At 58.4% G+C, this 22,079-nt stretch carries 18 protein-coding genes; 14 read left to right on the forward strand and 4 right to left on the reverse strand.

Translation table 11 applies throughout. The annotated features are described in order from the left end of the window. Positions 1-886: 886 nt before the first annotated feature. Positions 887-2,914: a sialidase family protein gene (locus CVS27_RS11295; RefSeq protein WP_103465859.1), complete on the reverse strand. Its 2,028-nt coding sequence runs from the start codon at positions 2,912-2,914 to the stop codon at positions 887-889. Positions 2,915-3,425: 511 nt separating this feature from the next. Between CVS27_RS11295 and CVS27_RS11300 the strand changes: the two genes are divergently transcribed. After that, positions 3,426-5,756 (forward strand): DUF7933 domain-containing protein, encoded by a 2,331-nt coding sequence (locus tag CVS27_RS11300; RefSeq protein WP_103465860.1) that lies wholly within the window; start codon positions 3,426-3,428, stop codon positions 5,754-5,756. A gap of 132 nt (positions 5,757-5,888) precedes the next feature. Here CVS27_RS11300 and CVS27_RS11305 read toward each other — a convergent pair whose 3' ends face one another. Beyond that, the gene (locus CVS27_RS11305; RefSeq protein WP_133162924.1) at positions 5,889-6,221 is read right to left on the reverse strand and encodes a MarR family transcriptional regulator; all 333 of its coding nucleotides are present in this window, start codon (positions 6,219-6,221) and stop codon (positions 5,889-5,891) included. Positions 6,222-6,879: 658 nt separating this feature from the next. Then, positions 6,880-7,815: an AraC family transcriptional regulator gene (locus tag CVS27_RS11310; RefSeq protein ID WP_133162925.1), complete on the reverse strand. Its 936-nt coding sequence runs from the start codon at positions 7,813-7,815 to the stop codon at positions 6,880-6,882. Positions 7,816-7,971: 156 nt separating this feature from the next. On the opposite strand from CVS27_RS11310, the gene CVS27_RS11315 reads away from it, so the two are divergent. The 13 genes from CVS27_RS11315 (at position 7,972) to CVS27_RS11375 (ending at position 21,029) form a co-directional block, all read left to right on the forward strand. After that, the gene (locus CVS27_RS11315; protein ID WP_243400145.1) at positions 7,972-9,009 is read left to right on the forward strand and encodes an NAD(P)-dependent alcohol dehydrogenase; all 1,038 of its coding nucleotides are present in this window, start codon (positions 7,972-7,974) and stop codon (positions 9,007-9,009) included. A 46-nt stretch (positions 9,010-9,055) separates the two neighbouring features. Beyond that, positions 9,056-10,327 carry an ABC transporter substrate-binding protein gene (locus CVS27_RS11320; protein WP_103465864.1) on the forward strand — a complete coding sequence of 424 codons (1,272 nt, stop codon included), beginning with the start codon at positions 9,056-9,058 and terminating at the stop codon, positions 10,325-10,327. Further along, positions 10,324-11,304, forward strand: a complete 981-nt coding sequence (locus CVS27_RS11325) for a carbohydrate ABC transporter permease (RefSeq protein ID WP_103465865.1) — start codon at positions 10,324-10,326, stop codon at positions 11,302-11,304. Before CVS27_RS11320 ends, CVS27_RS11325 begins: the two co-directional genes overlap by 4 nt. Further along, complete coding sequence (locus CVS27_RS11330) at positions 11,301-12,164, forward strand: carbohydrate ABC transporter permease (RefSeq protein WP_103465866.1); 864 nt, start codon at positions 11,301-11,303, stop codon at positions 12,162-12,164. Before CVS27_RS11325 ends, CVS27_RS11330 begins: the two co-directional genes overlap by 4 nt. Beyond that, entirely contained in the window at positions 12,164-13,582 is a 1,419-nt protein-coding gene (locus CVS27_RS11335) for an FAD-dependent oxidoreductase (protein ID WP_103465867.1), read from the forward strand. The genes CVS27_RS11330 and CVS27_RS11335 overlap by 1 nt, the downstream gene beginning before the upstream one ends. Before the next feature lie 49 nt (positions 13,583-13,631). After that, positions 13,632-13,937, forward strand: a complete 306-nt coding sequence (locus tag CVS27_RS21275) for a PfkB family carbohydrate kinase (protein WP_243400146.1) — start codon at positions 13,632-13,634, stop codon at positions 13,935-13,937. Positions 13,938-14,038: 101 nt separating this feature from the next. Then, positions 14,039-14,269 (forward strand): PfkB family carbohydrate kinase, encoded by a 231-nt coding sequence (locus CVS27_RS21280; RefSeq protein WP_243400147.1) that lies wholly within the window; start codon positions 14,039-14,041, stop codon positions 14,267-14,269. Between the two features lie 623 nt (positions 14,270-14,892). Next, entirely contained in the window at positions 14,893-15,933 is a 1,041-nt protein-coding gene (locus tag CVS27_RS11350) for a LacI family DNA-binding transcriptional regulator (RefSeq protein ID WP_103465869.1), read from the forward strand. 94 nt (positions 15,934-16,027) lie between these two features. Beyond that, positions 16,028-17,326, forward strand: coding sequence for an ABC transporter substrate-binding protein (locus tag CVS27_RS11355; protein WP_103465870.1), 1,299 nt, complete (start codon positions 16,028-16,030; stop codon positions 17,324-17,326). A gap of 10 nt (positions 17,327-17,336) precedes the next feature. Continuing rightward, positions 17,337-18,287 carry a carbohydrate ABC transporter permease gene (locus tag CVS27_RS11360; protein WP_103466010.1) on the forward strand — a complete coding sequence of 317 codons (951 nt, stop codon included), beginning with the start codon at positions 17,337-17,339 and terminating at the stop codon, positions 18,285-18,287. Positions 18,288-18,358: 71 nt separating this feature from the next. Beyond that, the gene (locus CVS27_RS11365) at positions 18,359-19,135 is read left to right on the forward strand and encodes a carbohydrate ABC transporter permease (protein ID WP_243400148.1); all 777 of its coding nucleotides are present in this window, start codon (positions 18,359-18,361) and stop codon (positions 19,133-19,135) included. 47 nt (positions 19,136-19,182) lie between these two features. Next, on the forward strand, positions 19,183-20,280 hold the full coding sequence (locus CVS27_RS11370; RefSeq protein WP_103465872.1) for a Gfo/Idh/MocA family protein: 1,098 nt from the start codon (positions 19,183-19,185) through the stop codon (positions 20,278-20,280). Beyond that, positions 20,280-21,029 (forward strand): ThuA domain-containing protein, encoded by a 750-nt coding sequence (locus tag CVS27_RS11375; protein WP_103465873.1) that lies wholly within the window; start codon positions 20,280-20,282, stop codon positions 21,027-21,029. Before CVS27_RS11370 ends, CVS27_RS11375 begins: the two co-directional genes overlap by 1 nt. A 339-nt stretch (positions 21,030-21,368) precedes the next feature. On the opposite strand, the gene CVS27_RS21640 is transcribed toward CVS27_RS11375, so the two are convergent. Next, entirely contained in the window at positions 21,369-21,443 is a 75-nt protein-coding gene (locus CVS27_RS21640; RefSeq protein WP_243400160.1) for a hypothetical protein, read from the reverse strand. Between the last annotated feature and the right edge of the window lie 636 nt (positions 21,444-22,079).

The following is a 22,079-nucleotide window of genomic DNA, read 5'->3' on the forward strand; positions in this document are numbered from 1 at the left end:
ATTGATCACCCTCCATGATGGTTGGTGGCCCTGTTTTCAATTGGCAGCCGTGGCCCTATTTTCGGTTGGCGTTAACACCCAGCGGACAGGTTCATCGTCCCTTTTGCCGTTCCCCTGCGGACGGGCTCTGAGTGGCTTCCATTGGCAAGCTGTAGTCCAGTGGCTACCTGGCTCAACTAGCCCTTAGCGTACGATTTTTTCCGTTCTCTGCGCCGCCGCACCCCCAACTGAGACACTGATTGTTCGCTCGAATGAATTGGCTTGTGCAAAACGGTTCCCCATGCCCCTGCTCGACAAGACAAAAAGTTGTCCGTAAGTGGTGATGCATGGCTTCGGGAGGTTACCCACCAACAACGCAGACGTGCGCTAACATCCGGGGCTAGGTGAAGGCGTCCGGTCATGGCCTGACATCAGGGGGCGGATAATTGCCTCGTCCCAGCTTGTTCTTTGAGGGCATCACGTAGTCGCCGCGATCGGGCGGCAAAGTCCGGCCAGGACTTTGGTATGGAGGCAGGGTTCTCCAAACCGACTCAAATCTCATCTCGGAATCGGCCACTCTCTGGGGCTGTATTTCCGTATGCTGCGTATTTCCTTCGTCACCTGCGCCCGTGGCAAGACATGACGAGATGGATCGACCTAACAGTGAGACATGAAGACCTCCTAGGTTTGTAACGGTGCATTGACCGCCAACCTAAGAGGTCTTCATCCCAATTGCCTGTAATCGATAACAACACCGTCTCAGCACCATGAGTTCCGAATGCTATCGAAGCCATTTCAACGATGTTGTTTCCACCTTGGTTTTTCCAGATCAAAATATGATGAAAGGCCCGGAAATGTCCATTAGGCAAGGCGCCCTAGGGGCGCCGTCCATGTTCTGGGAAATAGGTTACTTGATCTTTACTACTTCACCGAGCAGCCGCTGTGCAGCGCTGGTGCCGATGGACCATGAGGTGTCTGGAACAAAGTAGCCGCGGGCCACGTCTGCGGCCGTCACCGTGTACTGCGGTGTGGTGCAGTTGTAGGAGCCTGCCGCATTCAACGCCGTGTAGCGGCAGTTGCCTGTTCCCGGTGCCACGAACGGGGCAAAATTCCCAGCCGTGGGTGTCACCGTAAGGGTGGCAGCCGTGGTGTTTTTGACGGCGAAGGAGTAGCCAACCTTCTCCCCCGCGACGTACGGCTGGCTGGTCACGTTGCGGGCCGTGTCCGTGCGTGTTCCGGCAATGGTTACGCCGGAGAAGTTGGCTGTGGGTGTCTGGATTCCGCCCTTCAACGGCACGGGGCGGCCCAGCACCTTTCCGCTTCCGGTGGCCGCGCCGGTGATGGACCAGCTGGTGTCGGGGACAAAGTAGCCTTGGTTCACTTCCGCTGCTGTCACAGTGTGGTTCTGACCGCTGCAGTTGTAGGAGGAACCTGCGGGCAATGCAGTGTAGCGGCAGTTGCCTGCCGCGGGAGGCAGGAAGGGAGCAAAATTACCGGCCGACGGCGTGACGGCCACAGTTCCAGCGTTTTTGTTGGTGACGGTGAAGCTGTAGGGAACCATGTCACCTGCCTTGTAGGGGTTGGCCGCAAGGTCGCGTGAAGTGTCCGTGGCAAGACCTGCAATGGTGACACCGGCAATGGTGGTGGGTTCAGCCGGCACGGGAGGCGTGCAGCTGTTCAACCAGGCGTCGTTGAACTTGGCAAAGGAAATGCCGTTGACGAAATTGCTTTCATACAAGACACCAATTTGGCCCGATTCCAGGCGGGCGACGGTGGAGTAGGCCGAGGAACCTGCGCGGATGGTGCGCGGCACTCCCCAGGTCTTTCCGTCATCGCAGGAAACCCGTGCTGAGACGTTCTGTCGGACATTGGCGTCGTTGGTGTTGGTGAAGATCAGCTTCTTTGAATCGGCCGATCCTGCCGGTGCTTCGGGGAAGAGGCGGGCTATGGCGGCGTTGTTGGCCGGGTCAACCAGGTTTATGTCCAAAGTTACGGGTCCGTAACTCTGGCCGCCGTCGTTGGAGTAGGCCACCTTGCGGGCATTGTCGGCAGCGTTGTTGGAGCGTGAGTTCAACATGATCCGGCCGTCGGAGAGCTCCACTGTCTTGTTCTCATCCATGCGGGTACCCACGTTGTCGCCCTTTTTCCAGGTGACACCATGATCGTCGGAGTACACGCTGTAGGCCTGTATGGCGTTGCTGCCGTCAGCCTGGCGCACATCGCCGGCAAACTGCTGGACCAGACGTCCTGCGTACTGGCCGTACTTGAGCTGGATGCCCTCGCCGGAGCTGGCAAACATGCCACGCACGTCACCGGGCTGGGGGCTGGCGGCGTTGTTGCCGGGCTTGACCACCTCGGTGATCAGGCGCGGCGCGCCCCAAGTGATCCCGCCGTCGCTGGATTCAGAGACCTGGGCGCTGATGACGTTGCGGTTGGCGTCGTCATTGCCAAAGACGCTGGCAATGAAGCCCGTGCTTTTGGAGTAGACGGAGAACACGAACAGCTTGTTGACTTCGGCGTCAAACACGAAGCTCGGATCACTGTAGCCAGTCTTGTTGGCTCCGCCGTTGGCTGCATCAAGGTTTCCGGCCAGAATGGTGCGCTGGGCATCCCAAGTCTCGCCGTTGTCGGTGCTGCGGCGCATAACAATGGAGTTGGGGTTGGGTGAATCGGCGGCACTGGTGGGCCGGCCGTCCCAGGCAGCCACCACAACTCCGTTGCCCAGGTAGCTCAGCGCCGGGATCCGGTAGGCCGCGAAGGGGCTGACCACTGTTGGAGCCAGGTTCTGTTCGGCAAAGGTGCCGGGAGGGTCGCTCAGCGCCGCCGAGGCGGGCATTGAACCCAAGAAGGTCCCTGCCAGCAGTGCAGCCACTCCAAGGGACGCAATTCCCGCGCGTCCCGCCAAACCTCGTCGTTGATGGTCAATGAAGGGCATTTCAATCCTTTCAAGACCCAGGTGTAGGAGCCCGGGCCAGGTGTTTCCGGCGGCAATTCAGCCAGCAATGTATGAACAGGTTGGCTCTACGCCCAAGCCAATCGACATCAGAAAAGACGTAGAACGTCCTATCAATTTAGTGAGTTGAATCACTTTCGTCAATGCTCCAGAAGGACAGTTGTTGGTCATTTCCGGAGCACCTTCACTTGGTGACGGCTTGCAAGACCGCGGTTTCATTTCAGCTTTAGTTGACCTCTGACGGGAAAACCCGGCACCTTAGCGGGTCTGAGCAACAAACTAGGTCCAGACACCCGAGTGGCTTGGACCAGATCAGGGGCAGCCCAGTGGTAAATTCCTTTGAGCTTGTTTGGCATGCCCGGTAAGCTCCCCATGTGATTCCTAGGCATATTCTTAGGGGGAATCTACAAGACCGGACGTGCGCGCTGTTTAAAGGCGGAAGTTGGTGCGCAAAGTTTCAATACGCGGTCCGCCGCTGAACAGAAAGCATTGAATGACTTCCATATCGAAGCGTCCTCCGATCGGACGTACACTCGTGACTGCTGGCGCCCTTATTGCCGCGGCATTCACCCCCCTTTTAGCGGCACCGGCGGCGACTGCCGCAGTTCCTCAAGAGGTGCTGTTTGAAGCCAAGTTTGAGAACACTGGCACCCAGCCGGTCCTCCTGACGAACTACTCGAGTATCGCCCCCAATGGCATGAATGTCACCTACACGGCCAACCCGGGATGGCTGCGGGCATGTAACGGAAACATTCTGGCAGGCAACTCCAGCCCTGACGATCTGGCTCTGACCAACTGCAATCTTCGCTCAGACCCGGCACTCAACGCCAGGGCCTACCAGTCCCTGCGGCAGTTGGCGAATGCTTTGGGCCAGTACAGGGGCAACCCTGCACCGGAAACCAACCACGTCCTCGCCGCGTTCACTGATGGTGAAAACCCCGGCATGGGGGAACAGCTGCGCAGCAGCGTCATCAACATCGGCGGCGAAAACAGGTACGTTGCCCTGTCAGTCGATGGTGCCGCATTGAATTGCGCCTCCAGCGGCCCCAACTACAAGTTCTCCATTGTCAACGGCACAACCAACGTTGCAACACCTCTTGGCTCATCTGCGCTGTGCACCGACCCGGGAGCCGTCAACATCACAGCTCCCGGGCTGGAAGGTGGCGCGGCCCGCACAGCCCGGGTCGCCACCGTTGATTCAGCCTTGGCCACGAAATTCACCGGGTCCTCACTGCGGGCCGTGATTGAAAACCTCAACGGCAGCGGATCAGGCAATGACGCCGCCGTTGATAACATGCGCATCGTGGATGTCACCCCGACTCTCGAGAAAAGCTTCAGCACGCCCGTCAACACGGTGGGCGACAGAGTGGGTGTGGTGTTCAAGATCAACAACACCACAGAACTTTTGGCCAAAGACGGTTGGGACTTTACGGACACACTCCCAGCAGGGATGACAGTCGCCGACCCCGCGCTGACGGTTGCCTGTGTCAGTCCCGCGGGAGGTGCCGTAACCCCCTCGGCTGTGACCACCACCGCAGTGACCGGCGGCAACACCATCCGCATCGCTGGCGGCATCCCCAATGGTGCGGACAGCTGCACGGTTTCCATCCAAGTCCGAGGCGGTACCGCCCCAGGCAGCTACACCAATGGGCCCAGCAACGTGGTTGCCAATTTCTTGAACGTGGGACAGTTCGCTCCGGCGACCACGACATTTGCAGCTCCCGCCGACGCGCCTGAATCAACCAGCACCCCGTTCAACACCCCCGTCACCATCGACCCGTTTGCAAACTTCGCACCCGTGCCAGCGGATGCCACCCCCACCACGGCGAACCGAAACACGTTCCTGTTCAGCAATGGCCAGACCAGCATGTCCACAGCGGCAGGCGCTTGGAGCTATGACAGTGACACAGGGCTCATCATGTTCAGCCCTGCAAGCGGTTACGTGGGCACAACCCCGGCAATGCCCTACACCTACCAGGATTCGAACAACAACCTCGTCACCTCAACTGCGACAATCGTTGTCGGAGGCGACATCATCGACTTGTCCGGTGCAGGTGATCAGGGTCAGCCCGTCACTGTGCCCCTCACCGGACAAACCAGCGACATTGATCCAGCCAGTGCGAGGATCATTGATCCAGCAACAAACTCCCCGACCACCAGCCCTTTGGTGGTTGCCGGTGAAGGGACCTGGACGGTAAACAGTGCAGGTAGCTTTACGTTTAACCCGGAGGCAGGCTTCCAGTCGAATCCAACGCCGATTAGATACACCGCCACCGATGGAACAGGAGCACAAGTCACTCACGCCACCGTCACAGTCCTCTACCCGAACGTGTCCGATGCGGCCGGTGCCGGTGATCAGGGTCAGCCCGTGACGGTTCCTGCCGCACTGGATCCGGGCATGGACCCGGCCACGGTGCAGTTGATCAACCCGGCAACAGGGAACTCGACCAAGGACCCCGTCATCTCCACCGGCGAAGGGACCTGGACCGTCAACGACGCAGGCGACATCACCTTCACCCCCGAGGCCGGCTTCGGCGGGGACCCAACCCCCATCAAATACACCGCCGAAGACGGTGACGGTAACCTGGCATTGCCGGGCACCGTGACCATCACTTATGCCGTGGGCGCAGTGATTCCACCGGCTCCTGTCAATCCGTCGGGTCCACCAGTGGAGCCTGCGGATCCAGGGCACCAAGGGGATGGCATTGACTTGGCAGATACGGGCACCTCGTTGTCCGTGATGGTAGGGCTGTTGGCTTTCCTGTTGTTGGGAAGCGGCGTGCTGCTGGCAGTGCGTAGCCGTCGTGGAGTGCGTCAAAGCTAAGAGGGACATATAGAGCAGGAGGGCCCGGGTGTACTCGGACCCTCCTGCTTTTTTGCGCTTGAGGTCTATTGTCCTGCTTGTGTTTTGATGCTCGTGCCGGAAAAGCGTGCGGTGCCGGTACCGTTGTAGGTTCTAGGCTGCTTTCTGGAGCCGGGCGGCTTGGTTGAGAGCTTCGGCAATGGTGGCGAGGAAGGCCGCGTCGGCTGCGGCCTCCCGGTTGCTTTCTTGCTGGCAAACGCTGGCAATGGCGTTTTCAAAGACATCCTGCGCCCACTGTGTGGCATGCCGCCCGGCAGATGCAAGGGTAAGCAGCAGGCTCCGGCGGTCCGTGGGCTGGGGATTGCGGGTGACCAGGGCGGCGGCTTCGAGTCTATCCACCATTGCTGTCATGGATCCGGTGGTGATTTCCAGCAGCGCGGAGAGTTCCTTGGGCGTCATTTCGCCTGCGTTGTTGATGAAGTTCAAGGCCAACAAAACGTTGGCCGCGAGCGTTCATTATCAACTGGCCGGTGGAAGTCAAGGCTGGAATTCGAACCGAAGTAGCCCGCGCTGAACGGCCCTAAATGCAACTTCATGGACCCAGTGAGGAAAACTATTGCCGCAGGTCAGAGCATGTTCAGCACCAGAAACTAATCATCAGTTATCAACGCTTTTTGAACCCCACTGTCCTGCGATGAGTCCATTTCAAGCTGCCAATAGGCCCTTTTGACCAGTTTCTGCATGGCGTAATTGCAACAACTAGAGGTACTAAACACTCTCCACTTTGTACTGATTGGGATGAGGTGTGTATGACGTGGCGGGAACTCCCGCCCGACTGCCGCACGAACCCGAGCAGAGCAAATCGGCTACCAATGCGGCTGTGCTTGGAATTTTACTCTTGATCCGTCCTAATCACCCCGCAAGCTGCCATATTCACGGAACACCGACCTTCATGGCCCTGACGCCGATACTGACTACTTGAGACAGTTCATCTTTGAGGTAGCGGCTGGCCGCTCCCGCTTAATCCTGTGCCCTTAGGAGAAGACCTCTGAAAGCATCATCGGTCCGCTCGACCTTATCAGTGTTGGCCAGTGCGCCCATCGGGACCTCCCAAGGCAACCAAGTCGTAGGGTAGGTCCGCGAGTCAAGGGGATCTAGGCAGTCCCTGACGGTTTCGGAATTGGCGCGGAGTACACCCATATTCAGAAAGAAATTGTCGATTGAAGTTGGACAAATTATCGTATCCAACTTCCGAGGCAATTGTGGAGACTGCCGTATTGGAATGTTGTAGCATTTTGCAGGCTTGTGTCAGCCGCATCTGTTTGACTACGTCTCTGAAGGTATGCCCGCTGGCCCGTTTGAAGTATTTCGAGAATGCCGATGAGGACATTCCTGCAATGCTCGCCGCCTCTGACATAAGGACTCCCGTGTGCAGGTTGTCGAGCACATAGGAAATCGCATCACTAACAATCGTCGCCGTGTGCGCATCTGTGGGCACGGGGAGCCAATCGTTGGACAACAGTCTCAATTCCTCCGACGGTGCATCGTTGAGGGTCTGCAGCAGGGTGAAGATATTGGACAAGCGCGACATACCGGAGCTACCACCGATGCTGCGCAATTGTTGGGCGCCCTGAAGTGCGGTACGCCCGGAAAACTCTATACCTCTCATCGCTCGCGCCATGAGAGCATCAAGCTCATGCAGCTCTGGTAAAAAGGCTGCACAGTCGTCTATCCAGCTTCTGCGAAATTGAAACACCACGTCGCGTTCCACAATTACCGCCCCGTCCCCAGGTTCGGAGATCCAATCGTGCGGCAGATCGGCGCCAACCATCGCCAAGTGTCCGGGACCAAACGTTCCGATGTGGTCACCCACAATGAAATTGCCGTGGCTTTTGGTGATCAGGTGTATCTCGAACTCAGGATGCGAATTCCAACGGGCCAATGGGCTCGGAAAATCGTGAGTGTGCCAGCGGGCCGAGACGTTAATGTCTCGCGGGACAAGCTCGCGCACAGGATCACGGCCGAGAAGGGCTCGGGCCGACTTCCTTGCCGTGGGCATGACGCCATCTGATGTATTCATACGCTCCTGAGTATCATTCCTTAGTAGTAAGAGTAGCTTCTTGGAAAGAAAGTACCAGAAGTCGACGCGCAACGTGCTAGTTCCTGCTTCGTCGGAATTGTACTGTCGTTAGGGCACACGAGATCAGATGTGCAATGACGTCAGGAGATAGATACCGTGTCAGCAGTTGCAAATACCACCCATGATGCCGCAGTCCTAGTAGCGCCGGGTGAGGTGCGCATGGAACACCGTGAGCGTCCATCGATCGCGCCGGACGAAGTGTTGGTGCGAGTCGAGGCAGTTGGCATTTGCGGCTCCGACGTTCACTACTATCGCGAAGGCCGTATCGGCGGCTACGTGGTGGAGGATCCTTTAGTCCTTGGACATGAAAGCTCTGGCGTTGTTGTTGCCGTCGGGTCGAATGTGAAGACACGCCGTATAGGCGAGCGCGTCGCCGTGGAACCTGGCGTAAGTTGTGGGCGGTGCGAACAGTGCCGCAAAGGACGTTACAACCTCTGCCCGGATGTTATCTTCTTCGCCACACCTCCAGTCGACGGTGCTCTGCAAAAATATGTCGCCATACGGGCCGATTTCAGCTTCCTTATTCCCGACACCATGACATTCGAGCAGGCGGCACTGACCGAACCACTGGCCGTGGCACTGTGGGCCTGCCGCAAGGCCGGTGTCACCGTAGGCTCCAAGGTTCTAGTCACCGGATCGGGGCCGATTGGCCTACTTACGCTCCAAACGGCCCTGGCTTTTGGTGCGGCATCCGTGACTATAACCGACGTCGATCCCGTGAAGCTGGAACTGGCCGCAAGATTCGGGGCGGCGTTGACGATCGACGCCCGGGCTCTCGCAGGCCTGCCGAACCGGCTCGACGTCGACGTGCACATTGAATGTTCCGGAAATGCTAGCGCCGCAAAGGACGGCATCGGACACCTGGACCGAGCCGGTACATGTGTCCTGGTCGGGATGGGTGGTGGCGCGCCGTTGGGCATTACGGTGGCTGATATTCAGGAACGGGAACTATCAATTACGGGCACTTTCCGTTATGCCAACTGTTATCCCGATGCCATTCAACTGATCGCGAGCGGGCAGGTTCGGGTTGAAGAGCTGATCACCGCCAGGATGGGGCTGTCAGAAACGGAGTCTGCGCTGCAACATCCATCGCTGCCGGGCGCACTCAAGGCAATCGTGTTCCCACAGCAGTAGATCAAAACCATCTTGACCAATTACTTCATCACACAAAGGAGCGTTGATGCGTAGGAGAGAACTCATTGTGGCCGGGGCTGCAATACTCGCAGGCGGGTTGACCGCTTGTGTCCCCACGGCCTCGGCCAACGGGAGAGGAGGAGATTCCGTCCTAACTATTTCCACTTGGACGGCCAAAGAACCGGGCCTTAAGGACTGGTGGCCACAACTCATTGCCGGCTTCGAAGCCGAACACGGTGGCGTCACAGTACGACTTCGCGAGATCGCGTATGCCGACTACCAGCAGCAGATTACAACGCAGCTCATGGCCGGCGCAGCTCCCGATGTGGTGCACGTGCCGACACCGACCACTACCCTTCCGGTGTGGGCAGAAGCTGGTTTCCTCTTAGACATGGATGACTTCCTGGCAGGGACCGACATCCTAGGCTCGTGGCCCAGCACCCAAAAGGTCATGGCCTGGGGTGGGCGCAACTACGGCGTCCTGCTGGTGGACTATGGCTATGTAATGTTCTACAACGAGGCGGTTCTCGCCGCGGCTGGGGTGAGCGTCCCGGAGACCCCCGAGGAGTTGCTCCTCGCAGCTCAGCGGGTCGCCGCTCTGAGCGGGGACGTGAAACCTTTCGCCATTGCCGCCGACAACTCGGCGAATTTCATCCGCGACGCTCTTGTGTTTACCACCGGCATGGATGCGCAGTGGGCGTCCGACGGTAAGTGGGCCTTCTCCGATCCCGGAGTGGTCAAGGCCTTGGATCTCTGGCGCACCCTCGGCCGCGACTACGCACCTCAAGGCACTGACATCGCCCAAAAGCGGGAGGCATTCCTGACAGGTAACGTGGCCATGATGATTGAGGGACCGTTCTATCAGGCCACGGTCAAGAAAACTGCCAGTGCCAGCCTCGTTGACTCCCTCCAAATTGCCAAAACACCGTTCGCCATCAGCCCCGGTGATGTGAGCCACGGCTTCTCAGTCCCTCAGGGTTTGGATGCGACCAAAGAAGCGCTGGCCCTGGACTTCGTGAAGTTCGCAACGTCCATGCCCATGATGGAGGCCTATTCACAACTCGTTGGGTCCCCAGTGACTCGCCCCGGTGCGGCCGCGGCCCTGCTCGATGATGAGCAGCGAGCGGTCATGGCCAACGTTGCCGAGAATATGACGCCAATTATCGATCCGTCGATGGAGGGCTTGCGATTACATTACTTTGACTTCACTCAGATTGCCGGTACATCGTTCCACAAGCTCCTCATGGGCACAGATGACACAGGAACCATTTTGGCCGAGTTGCAGTCCGAGCTTGAGAAAGCAGGCATCACGCCATGAGCATTACAGAGCGGCAGAACAAGTACGACGTTGCCCACACTCCCGGAAACTCCAAGGCTCAGCCCGTGAGACGGCGGAAAATGCGCAAGGCAAACAGCCCTTGGATCGGGGTGGCACTCATGGCTCCGACTATGTTGTGGGTAGGTGGAACGCTGGTTTTCGCGGTCGTCCTTCTGCTCAGTCTGAGTTTGCGCGACGTCGGATTGGGTCCCCTTGACAAGGTGCTGGCCGCACCACTGTCTCTCGTGAACTATGCCGAGGTCCTGACGAACGCCGACACCTGGCGAAGCTTCGGCATTTCGGTGGTGTACGTGGCAGGCTCAACGGCCATTCCCTTTGCCATCGGTCTGGGCACGGCGCTGCTGCTCAATCAAAAGATGCCGGGACAGCGTTTGCTCCGTACGCTGGTCCTCGTCCCTTGGGCTGTACCGGGTGTCACCGCCACTATTGCGTTCATGTGGATGATGGCCCCCACCTACGGGGTAGTCAATTACATACTGCGTACTCTGGGTATCATCAGCACCGACATCAACTGGTTCGCCGACGACAGTCTGGCACTGCTAGCCGTGATCGCCCCGACGAGCTGGAAAGCGTTTCCCTTCTTTACCCTGATGCTCTTGGCCGGACTGCAATCCGTGGGCAAAGAACAATATGAGGCAGCCTCCATGGACGGTGCAGGAAAACTGCTCAAATTCCGGTACGTAACGTTGCCTGCGCTGAGCCCATTCATCTTCATCTCCGTCATCTTCAACATGATGTATGCCTTCCGAGAATTTGACTTCATCTACGCCTCGACACGTGGCGGTCCAGCTGGTGCCACGGAGACCATTGCCGTGCGCATCTACAACCAAGCATTCGAGCGATTCGACCTGGGCTCAGCTGCAGCGCTGGGTATCCTGACGTTCGCACTCATAGGCGCGGTCGTCTTCTTCTTAGTCCGCAAAAAATTCAAAGGTTCCCTGGAGGGCGTCCTGTGACCGTCGCTATAGCTACCCGCCGCAACAAGATTCAAAAATTCCGGCTCAACTGGGCCTTTGTGACCACGATCGTGGTGACAGTTGTTCTGCTGTTTCCTGTGTATTGGATGTTTCTGACGGCAGTGCTCCCCACCTCCGCGGTTCTCTCCCGCACCCCGGCTGTCATCCCCATTGGCCAACCTCTGAGTTTGGATGCGGTTAAGGGAGTGCTGACCGAAACCAGCATTCTGTCCTGGTTCGCCCGCTCGGCTGTGGTCACTATCGGGGCTTCTGTGTTGAGTGCCGTCCTGTCCATCTTCGCCGCCTTTGCCATGTCTCGCTTCATCCTCCCGGGCAGCAAGGCTGTTGGCTTCACCTTGCTCATGGGGCGCGTCCTTCCCGGAACCTTGCTGGCTCTGCCGTTCTTCGTCCTTTTTCAGACCATGGGGCTTCTAGACACCTCGACAAGTGTCATTCTCGCCAACACGGCAGCCATTACACCCTTCACGGCGCTGATGATGAAAAGCTATTTCGATGGAATCCCCCGCGAACTCGACGAGGCGGCGATGGTTGACGGCTGCTCCCGCCTTGGTGCGCTCTGGCGGGTCCTCCTGCCTGTTTCCATCCCTGGTGTCGCCGCGTGCGTGGGTTTCGCTGCCACCAGCGCTTGGACGGACTTATTGTTCTCCCGGACATTGCTCATCTCTCAGGAACAATGGACCATTCCCATGGGTATTGCGTCCATGATCGGTGACGTCAATGTCAATTGGAATCAACTCATGGCGGTCGGTGCTCTGTCTATTCTGCCGGTGCTCGTCGTGTACTGGTTCCTGCAACCCCATCTCGTCAGCGGTATGACAGCTGGTGGTGTCAAAGGCTAATGAGCAAGATCATCAAACACAATAACAAGGAATCAAGCCCCGTGAACTACGTACTGGAACAGCCCCGAAACACCACCGTCTACAGCGACGTCGACGTGCTCGTCGTCGGCGGCGGGCCTGCCGGTGTGGCTGCCGCCGTGGCCGCAGCTCGTGCGGGAGCCAAAACTGCCATCGTGGAACACCATGGTTTTCTCGGTGGCATGTGGACCGCTGGCATGGTGCTAACTTTGGCCGGATTCAACTCCTGGCTGCGTCCCTATGATCGCTGTGTGAAAGGGATTGCCGAGGAGTGGGTGACTCGTGCCGCTGGGGAGGATGGAGCACTCGTGAACTCCGGCTTCGTCATTAATTCGGAGCCAGAGGTCATGAAACGGGTGGCCGACGAGTTCATCGCTGAGGAAAACATCGAGTTCCTCTTCCACACGTGGGGTGCCGCTCCGATCATGGACGGAAATCGGGTAGCAGGGGCCTTCATTGAGAACGTCGATGGACGGCGCGCCATCCGGGCGAAAGTGACCATTGACTGCACAGGCAATGGAGATATTGTGGAACGCAGCGGGGCCTCCTGGGTCAAGTCAGACACCTTGCAGCCCATGACCATGTCCTTCCGAATGGGAAATGCTGTTCTGGATGAGTCAATCCCCCACGACGGTGCTGCCGTGCTCCCCATTGGGCCGGAGGCCGGCATGCTGCACAATCCGATTTTGACCGACTTCTCATCGGTGCGCCGCGACGTCCCGGTCGACGTCGAGCACATGAGAGCGGCTCGAGACAAGGGCGATCTACCTCGGTACGGCGGACCATGGTTCGGCGGCCTGCGCAAGGACACCGTGTGGGTCAATTCCACTCGGGTTATCGGGGACGCTTCCGATGCCACACAGTTGAGTCAGGCTGAGGTCACCGGCCGCCAAGATTCCCAAGCGATAGCGGATTACTTCAAGGCCCACGTTCCCGGCATGGAAGATTCGTGGCTCATGCAAACCAGCACTCAAATTGGTGTGCGTGAAACACGGCGGCTGGTGGGGTCCTACACGCTGACAGGTGACGACGTCAGAAACGGAACACGCTTCGAGGACTCCGTTGCAGTCGGCTGTTGGCCCATCGATGTTCATCCGGCCGACCGACAGGTGGGCACCCACGCCATGTACGTGCCGGCGCCCTTTGATATCCCGTACGGCATGCTGGTACCCGAAGCTATCGATGGCTTGCTGGCGGCCGGTCGGTGCGCGTCCGCCGACCGTGAAGCCCTCGGGTCTGTGCGGGTCGGTGCCACGTGCGCAGCAATGGGTCAGGCCGCCGGCGTTGCTGCGGCGCTGTCCGCGCGGGACAATGTGGAGCCTCGGGCCGTAGATATTCGCCAGGTCCAACAAACCTTGACGGATCAAGGCGCCCTTGTTTTCGCCAAGGACGTCGGGTGATCGCAGGGCCCGGGCGTTCCATTCGGGCGGTGACATTGGGGAGTCCATCGTGGACATAGTCCAACACCCGCATTCGACGTCGGCATCCCCCGGAGGAAGCCCGGCCAACGTAGCATTCGGGCTCGCTCGGCTGGGCGTTGCCACAGACCTGTGCGCACATTTCGGGGACGATCCGGAAGGCGAGATCCTTCGGGAGCACCTCGAGGTTGCCGGTGTTGCGCTACTGCCTACGGGCGCTGGAAATACGACGTCGACCGCGCTGGCGGTCCTAGGCGCGGCGGAGGCGCCCATCGGTGGAAGGATATCGGCTGTTTCACACCGGCTCCATAACCTCGTTAATGCAGCGAAGGGCTGATACCGTGCTCTCCGCGGTTAACGTTGCGAAAGGTTCGAGCCTCATCAGCTACGACCCCAACATTCGCCCGGTTACAGCTTCTGGGTGCGCCCCTTGCCGCGGTGACGCGGGGAGGTGGGGGTGCGATCCTGCGCTCAGCCCGGACGGAACTTGCGGTCTCCGCCATGCCAACCCAGGTAGTAGACACAATCGGGGCAGGGGATTCCTTCATGTCCGCACTCATCGCGGGCCTGCATGACCTCGGTGGCGCTGCCGTTCGGGCCGCGGCTCTCACAGTTTCCCGCCGGGGTGCACGCCCGCCGTCCCTAGCCGGGCTCGCGGCCAGCGATTGAACTCATGAAGGAATGGGAATTGACCAGCCTGATGTCTACGTGCTCTATTGGTTCGGTCAGCCACAGCGCGCACCTTTGCTGATTGCTAGGCTGCTGATTCGCCATGGCTGCCCGCCGAACCGGACATGCGACTCTCACCGCGTCCGGCTCGGCATGCACCATTACCCGGCGCTGATACAGGGGTTAAAGTGCTGTTGGTACCACGGATTCGGGATGTTCTTGCCGTGCTAGCGGCACCGGAAGTGAGTCACCGTGACGGTAGAGGCCCGGTGAAACGAATTGTCGTCGTCGCACATTGCCATCCGATGATGCAGAATCTACGTTTCATGCCCCCTATCTTCATGCGTCGATGTGAGCAAGACCAAGGGGCGCCGGTGACGTGATGTACGTTGACACGGATGCAAGAAATCTCAGAATCAGCATTTAGTAACCCAACTTTGACGGGGAAGGAAGGCCAGGACGATGACCTGGAGATCGTTGCCGCAATAGTCTCTGTCACAATTGGCAGCATGTTGCAGATCCACCCTTGCAGCTCCCATTTTGGCTTCGAAGTGGTGTCAGACTCAAGGCCGCCGGTACCCCCCGGAATTAGTTACCCTGCGCAGTGAGGATAAGATCTGTCCATGACCACCCGAGTGACGCTTCAAGATGTAGCCGCACGGGCGGGTGTATCCCGCTCGGCGGCATCGCTGGCATTGCGGGGTGACGGGCGGCTGGCCGCTGAGACCCGAGAACGCGTACTACAGGCCATGGACGAGTTGGGGTACGTCTATAACCGGACCGCAGCAGCCATGCGCACAAAACAGAGCCGGCTGGTAGGCATCATCGTCACCAACATCGATAATTCATTCTTCGCCCAATCTGTGATGGCTATGGAAATGGAGTTGGAGCGGCTCGGATACAGCTCCATCTCAGCATCGTCCCTCAGAAGCCGGGATAGGCAGGATCAGCTACTACGCCAGCTTCGTGAATTTGGCGTTGACGGCGTCATCGTTGCTGCCGTGGAAGACACCATTGAGTCGGTAGCGCAAGAAATGGAGGCCGCCGGGCTGCCGTGCCTTAGCTATACGAGGTTCGTGGAGAGCAGGGCCGTGGATTATGTCGGTCCAAATGACTTCGAAGGCGGTCGCGTGGCCGCGGCGCACCTGCTATGGCATGGTTCACGAACATTCGCCTTCGTAGGAAGTCGAAGTCCGTCATCGGCTTCGCGACTGCGTCGCAAGGGCCTCATGGCTGGGCTCGAGGCTGCGGGTCTAAATGACGCACTGCGCACCCTGAGACAAGACATGACCCCGCTGGGAGGCTACGAGGCCGCGAAGATTTTGATCGCTTCCGGCCCCCTTCCTGATGCCATAGTCTGCGGCAGTGACAACGTGGCTTTTGGACTTTTCGATGCGTTTCGTGAGGCGGGTGTTGCTGAAATACCGCGCGTGATCGGGTTCGATGATGTCGAGCTGGCAGCCTTTTCGAGTCCGCGATTAACCACCGTGTCAAGCCATCCAGCGATGCTCGGGCGGCTCGCTGCAGCAACTTTTGTTGACCGACTCTCCGGCAAGCGGACCGCCACTGAGGTGCAGTACATTGATTCGGATCTGGTCATTCGGGCCTCATGCGGATGTCGCACTCTGGACGTCCCGCCGGAGAAAACCACCAATAATCCCTGAGTTGTGACTCTTGACACAAGGCCTAAAGCGTGCCAATATCGATGTTGCTGGATCGATCCAGCACTAGATTCCCTTTCAAGAAAGCGACCCACCGATGATGCTGAATCGTTACCGCCGGATGGCACAAGCCGCAGCTCTGCTAAGCGTATTCTCCCTAGCCTTGACCGCCTGCGGTGGCGGTTCACAAGCAGGCGCCGCCCCCTCCGAGGCTGCTCCGACCACCCAAGCGCTCGCCGCCGATGCAGACCAGAGCGCCAACGGAAACATGGTTTTCTGCGGCGGAAAAGACACGGGAATTCAGACCAATTTGGTCAAGAACTTCAACGAATCGCAATCCGCGGTTAAAGCCAGCTACGTTGAGCTTGGTCCAGACACCAGCGCAACCCGTACTGCAGCCATCCAGCGACTCGAAGGCGGTAACAAGGATTGCGATATCTATATGACAGACGTCACCTGGACGGCCGAGTGGGCATCACAGGGGTGGCTATACGATCAGACCGGTCTCGTAAAGAATATAGGCACCGAAATCATGCCGTCCGTGCTCGACACCACTGTGTACGACAACAAGAACTGGTCCACGCCGTTCTACACGAATGCTGCACTGGTTCTCTACCGCAAAGACCGCGTCCAGGCGCCAGCCACATGGAAGGAGCTGTATAAGCAGGCGGCAAAGAGCGAGGACAATAAGCTGCTCATTCAACTCAAGCCCTATGAAGGCCTGACAGTGAATTTCCTGGAACTGCTGTACTCCGCAGGTGGCGATGCCATCGACCAGGACGGCAAGGTCGTCATCGATTCTCCGCAGACCCGCGAGGTATTGCAGTTTATGCGCGACGGGTTGGCCAATGGCTCGATCGACCGGGCATCCCTGACGTACGACGAGACGGCAACCCGTCGTGCCTTCGAATCAGGTGTTGGCGGCTTTCAGCGCAACTGGCCCAACTCGTACGCCTCGGCCCAAGAGACAAACGTTGGCCCAGAAACCGCCGTGTCGCCATTGCCTGCATTTGACGATACCAACGAGCCTTCCGGCGTACTGGGCGGTTGGAATCTGGCTGTGCCCATCACGGCCAAGAATCCTGGTGGAGCAGCAGCGTTCATTAAGTACACTGTCAGCCGCGATCAGCAGAAGACCATGTTCCTGACAAATTCCCAAGCCCCGGTCATTGCCGATATCTACTCCGATCCCGACGTGGTGAAGGCCCTGCCATTCTCCGGAGAACTGAAGCAAACCTTGGAGAATGCCAAGCCGCGCCCCAAATCACCGGCATATGCGCAGATCTCACAGGCGATTTATGACAACGTCTACGCCGTTCTGAGCACCAGCGTCTCAATTGACGACGCTGTCAAGAAGATGGTTTCCGAAATGGAAAAGGCTCAGGAGACGTTCTGACGTGGAATCCATGACAATATCCCGCGAGCGGGAGCTGACATCGGCCGCACCGGTCCGGCACAGCCGTAGCGTAGACGCCGCGGCCCGCCGAACCGCCTTTTGGTTCGTTGCCCCGGCGCTAACGTTGATGGGCTTAGTCGCGGCCTTCCCCATTGGCTACGCCATCTGGCTTTCCATGCATCAATACAGTGTTCGAGTCTCGGGCCTTAGCCGCTTCGTTGGATTCAAGAACTACATCGACGCCCTGGCGTCGGAAGCGTGGTGGCAGGCCTTTGGCCAGACATTCACTTTTGCCACCATCTCCGTGTCCCTCGAAGTGCTGCTCGGCGTCGGCATGGCACTTCTACTTAACCTCGCTTTCCGTGGACGAGCTCTGATGCGATCGGCACTGCTTGTCCCCTACGCCATTCTCACCGTGGTCAGTGCTATTACCTGGCAAGCCATGTTTGATCCACATTTGGGTCTTATCACTGAGGTGCTGCGCACACTTGGTATGCCGGGTGGAGATACCATCTGGCTGGCCGAGTCCGGCTACGCCATGGCCGTTATGATTATGGCCGACGTTTGGAAGACGGCGCCCTTTGTGGCGTTGCTCGTGCTGGCCGGTCTCCAAGTCATCTCGTCAGATGTGTATGAGGCATCGGCCTTGGACGGTGCGACCAAGCTCCAGACCTTTTTCTTCATTACCCTGCCACTCTTGCGACCGGCCATCCTGCTAGCCGCAATCTTGCGTTTGTTGGACGCGCTGCGTGTCTTTGATTTACCGTTCGTTCTGACACGGGGAGCCAATGGCACAGGTTCAATGTCGTTGCTGGCCTACCAGCAGCTGCGTGAGTCGCGGCTAGTGGGCGAGGGCTCCGCATTATCCATCCTGACATTCCTCACCGTCATGGTCGTAGCGGTAATCTACCTGCGCTTCGCTGGAGGCAATCTACGTGGCACGACGAAGGAGAAAATATGAGCCCCCGCCGCCCACTGTCACCGACAGCCACACGTGTAGGCCCCTTGTTGTGGACGCTCATCATCGTCATCATGATCGTTTCGCTGATACCGTTTTACTGGCTCATCAACACTTCGTTCAAAGTTGGTGGTGGTCTTTCCAGCGCCGCATTGTGGCCAGAAAACCCGTCAGTACAGAACTACATTGACGTCTTCAGGAACGCAAAATTCGTTCTCGCGCTGAGAAACTCGTTGGTCGTGAGCGTCGCCACAACGTTCTTTGCCTTGCTCTTCGGCGCGACAGCGGCTTATGCCTTGGCGCGGCTGCCCTTGAAGCGGCGGGGTATGATCTTGACCTTGGTATTGTCGGTGACCACCTTTCCCGTGATAGCCATAGCGGCGCCAATGTTCAACCTCTGGAGCCAGCTTGGCCTCTACAACACCTTGCTCGGGCTCATCATTCCGAAATTGACATTCACCTTGCCCTTGGCGATCTTCACTCTCACCTCCTTCTTCCGGGAAATTCCCACGGAACTGGAGGAAGCAGCCTCAATTGATGGCTCGAGCCCGGCTCGCACCTTTTGGCAAGTCATCCTTCCACTGGCAGTACCCGGGATCGTCACCACCGGAATCCTGGTATTCATCGCTTCATGGAATGAATTCCTCCTGCCTGCCACGCTTACCTCGACACCAGATGCGCAAACCATTCCAGTGGCTATCGCATTCTTCACAGGTGCCAGCGAGTTCGACATCCCCACGGGCACTATCAGCGCCGCCTCGGTGCTGGTCACTATTCCGTTGTTAGTGGGAGTCATGATCTTCCAGAAACGCATTGTCAGCGGACTTACCTCTGGTGCGGTGAAGGGATAGCTCCCTTGCCGGCCAGCCTCACACCACTATCAAGGAGCACGTTAACTATGACAAGCACACTCAGCACCCGAAGCCTCAAGGTTGGGGTGATAGGTCTGGGTTGGGCAGGGCAGCAACACCTTGCCGCCTATGCTGAACTACCCGACGTAGACGTCGTCGCAATTGCCGGCCAGGAGACGGATCTACTAAATTCTCTGGGCGAGGAATACAACGTCGTCCACCAGCTCGAATCCTGGACAGACCTTCTTGACGTCCCCGACCTCGACGCCGTGAGTGTAGCGGTTCCAACATTCCTGCACGCGACGATCTCCATTGCTGCGTTGGAACGGGGCATTCACGTTCTGAGTGAAAAGCCGATCGCCCGGAACGGCGAGGAAGGGCAACTTATGGTGGATGCGGCCCGGAAGGCTGGCCGCGTGCTTGAGGTGGCGTTTAATCACCGTCTGCGCCAGGACATTCAGGAGCTCTCGCGTGTCATCTCCGCTGGCGAGATTGGGCGACCCTACTATGCGCGGGCGTCGTGGCTGCGCCGACGCGGTATTCCGATGCTCGGCAGCTGGTTCACCAACCGAGACAAATCCGGTGGCGGACCGCTAATCGATATCGGAGTGCACGTGCTGGACTATTCCCTGCATTTAATGGGCGAGCCGCGAGTACTCAGCGTGTCGGCGTCGACGTATTCCGAGTTGGGGCCGCGTGGGCTGGGCGGATCGGCGCGAGAGACGGCTGACCAGGGGCGAGGGTCTGCGTTTGAGGTGGAGGATTTCGCGAGTGCGTTTCTGCGGCTTGAAGGCGGAGGAACGCTGATCCTCGAATCTTCTTGGGCAAGCTACCGCGATCCCGAGGATTTACTCGACTTCAGTGTCCTGGCAACCGAGGGCGGAGCCGACCTCAAGGTCCGTAGCGCAAAGCAGTTCAGCCCGGGCGAACTTACCATTTACCGTGACACAGCCGGCGAGACAGATGACAAAACCACCAGTCTCACGACGGAACCGGGGCATCCCGAGGTGGTTAGTACCTTCGTCAAACACGTGCTTGATCCAACCACCTGGGCTGAACAGGATGGTTCACTTGCGTTGAACCGTGCCCGCATCATCGATGCTTGCTACCTTTCGGCCGCCGAACAGCGAGAGGTACAACTCTAATGACAATTCATGTGACAGTGTGGAATGAGAACGTCCACGAAACACTTGGAACGCCCGCTTCCATCGCGAGCGACTATCCCGAAGGTATCCATGGAGCTATCGCCGCCGGGTTGCGCAAGTATCTCGATGATGACGCCGTGATCCGGACAGCAACGTTGCAAGACCCCGAGCACGGCCTTACCCATGCTGTGCTAGATGAGACAGATGTTCTGCTGTGGTGGGGACATAAAGCACACGGGGAAGTGTCGGATGAGATTGTTGAGCGTGTACGCCAGCGGGTGCTGTCCGGTATGGGATTGCTCGTTTTGCATTCGGGCCACTTCTCCAAAATCTTCAAGCAACTCATGGGCACCACCTGCTCGCTTAAATGGCGCAACGACGGCGAACGTGAATTGGTATGGACTGTGGCACCATCGCATGAGATTGCCAGCGGCATTCCACACCCCATCAACATTCCTCATCAGGAGATGTATGGCGAGTTCTTCGACGTTCCGGCCCCCGATGAAGTGGTGTTCATCTCATCCTTTGAGGGTGGAGAAGTGTTCCGTTCCGGAGTGACATACCAGCGCGGCGCGGGTAGGATCTTCTACTTCAGCCCTGGCGACCAGGACTACCCGGTATACCATCAGGACGAGATCCAGAGGGTTCTGGCCAATGGTGTTCGATGGGCCGTACCCAAGGTTGAGGCGGCATTGCCTGCAGTGACCAACCCGGCGCGGGACTGGTTTCTAGAGTCCACGGAGTCCTAAGTAGCTTCGCCGACTTAGCCACCTAGCGTGGGTCAGTAGTGGCTGCCCGTCAATGGCTCCTATAAATCTGGAGCCAGCATCCATCAAATAGACCTGAATTCTTGCATGTTTTCGACACAAGGAATCCCGAGAATCGACTACTGACCCACGCACTTGGATGCCCCGCGGGGCAGATAGGCCAAATATGCCGTTCCCGCATTCCAAGCAACAGGGTGCACCAGCGTCCTAACAGCCGGATTGAGCGCGCTGTACATCGTGCCGTTGCCAGCATAGTTACCGACGAGGCCCCAGTGGTTTGGGCCGTCAGGATTCTGCGCCACGGGATCTCCGGGTTGCGGATCAGCCGGGGGTTCCTGCGGTCCACTGGACCGTTCGCGGCAAACTGATGTCAGCTTGTCCGTAGACCCATTGCACATAGCCCGAGCAGTCCCTTGGCTAAAACACTGTGCCGCCCCAGACGTGTGCACCGTCAACTCCTTTCTTCCTGAGCGTAGGCGAGGATATCACGCTGAATCTGGCTCAGGTCAGACGGGATCTTAGGGTTGTCTGGGCCTGGCTCCTCGGCGCTGCAGGGAACCGGCTCCGTTGAACATCCGAGACCGCCCAACATTGCTTCAGCCTCCGACCGCCCCTGGCGTAGGGCTCCGGGAGCGAAGACCCTTGAACGGACTGTGCTGCAGCACCCTTATCCATCAGTTGCCACCCCTGAACATCTAAAAGGCCTCGCGGAGATCCTCGGTTGGGCCCCTGCGGTCCTCCCTCGAAAGCTCCGTCGTTGAAGGTAGGAATCATAAGCTCAGCCACACTCCCCCACCCGGCCGAAGAGCGCTGCTGCACGCTGCCTACCGAATCATGGTCACTGCAACGCCGTCGTGCGGCAATTACATAGATTGAGGCACAAATGTGTTGGCCAGCCTCTGCAACCCGGATTCCTGCAGGGCCATCATCAGGGCGATATCGACGGCGGCTACCGCGCTTGCCACGGTTGAACCCTGAGATGCGAATGCCACCAAAACAATTGCTCCGCATAACACCATGACACAACACAAC

This window comes from Arthrobacter glacialis (assembly GCF_002909445.1).
Lineage (GTDB): Bacteria > Actinomycetota > Actinomycetes > Actinomycetales > Micrococcaceae > Specibacter > Specibacter glacialis.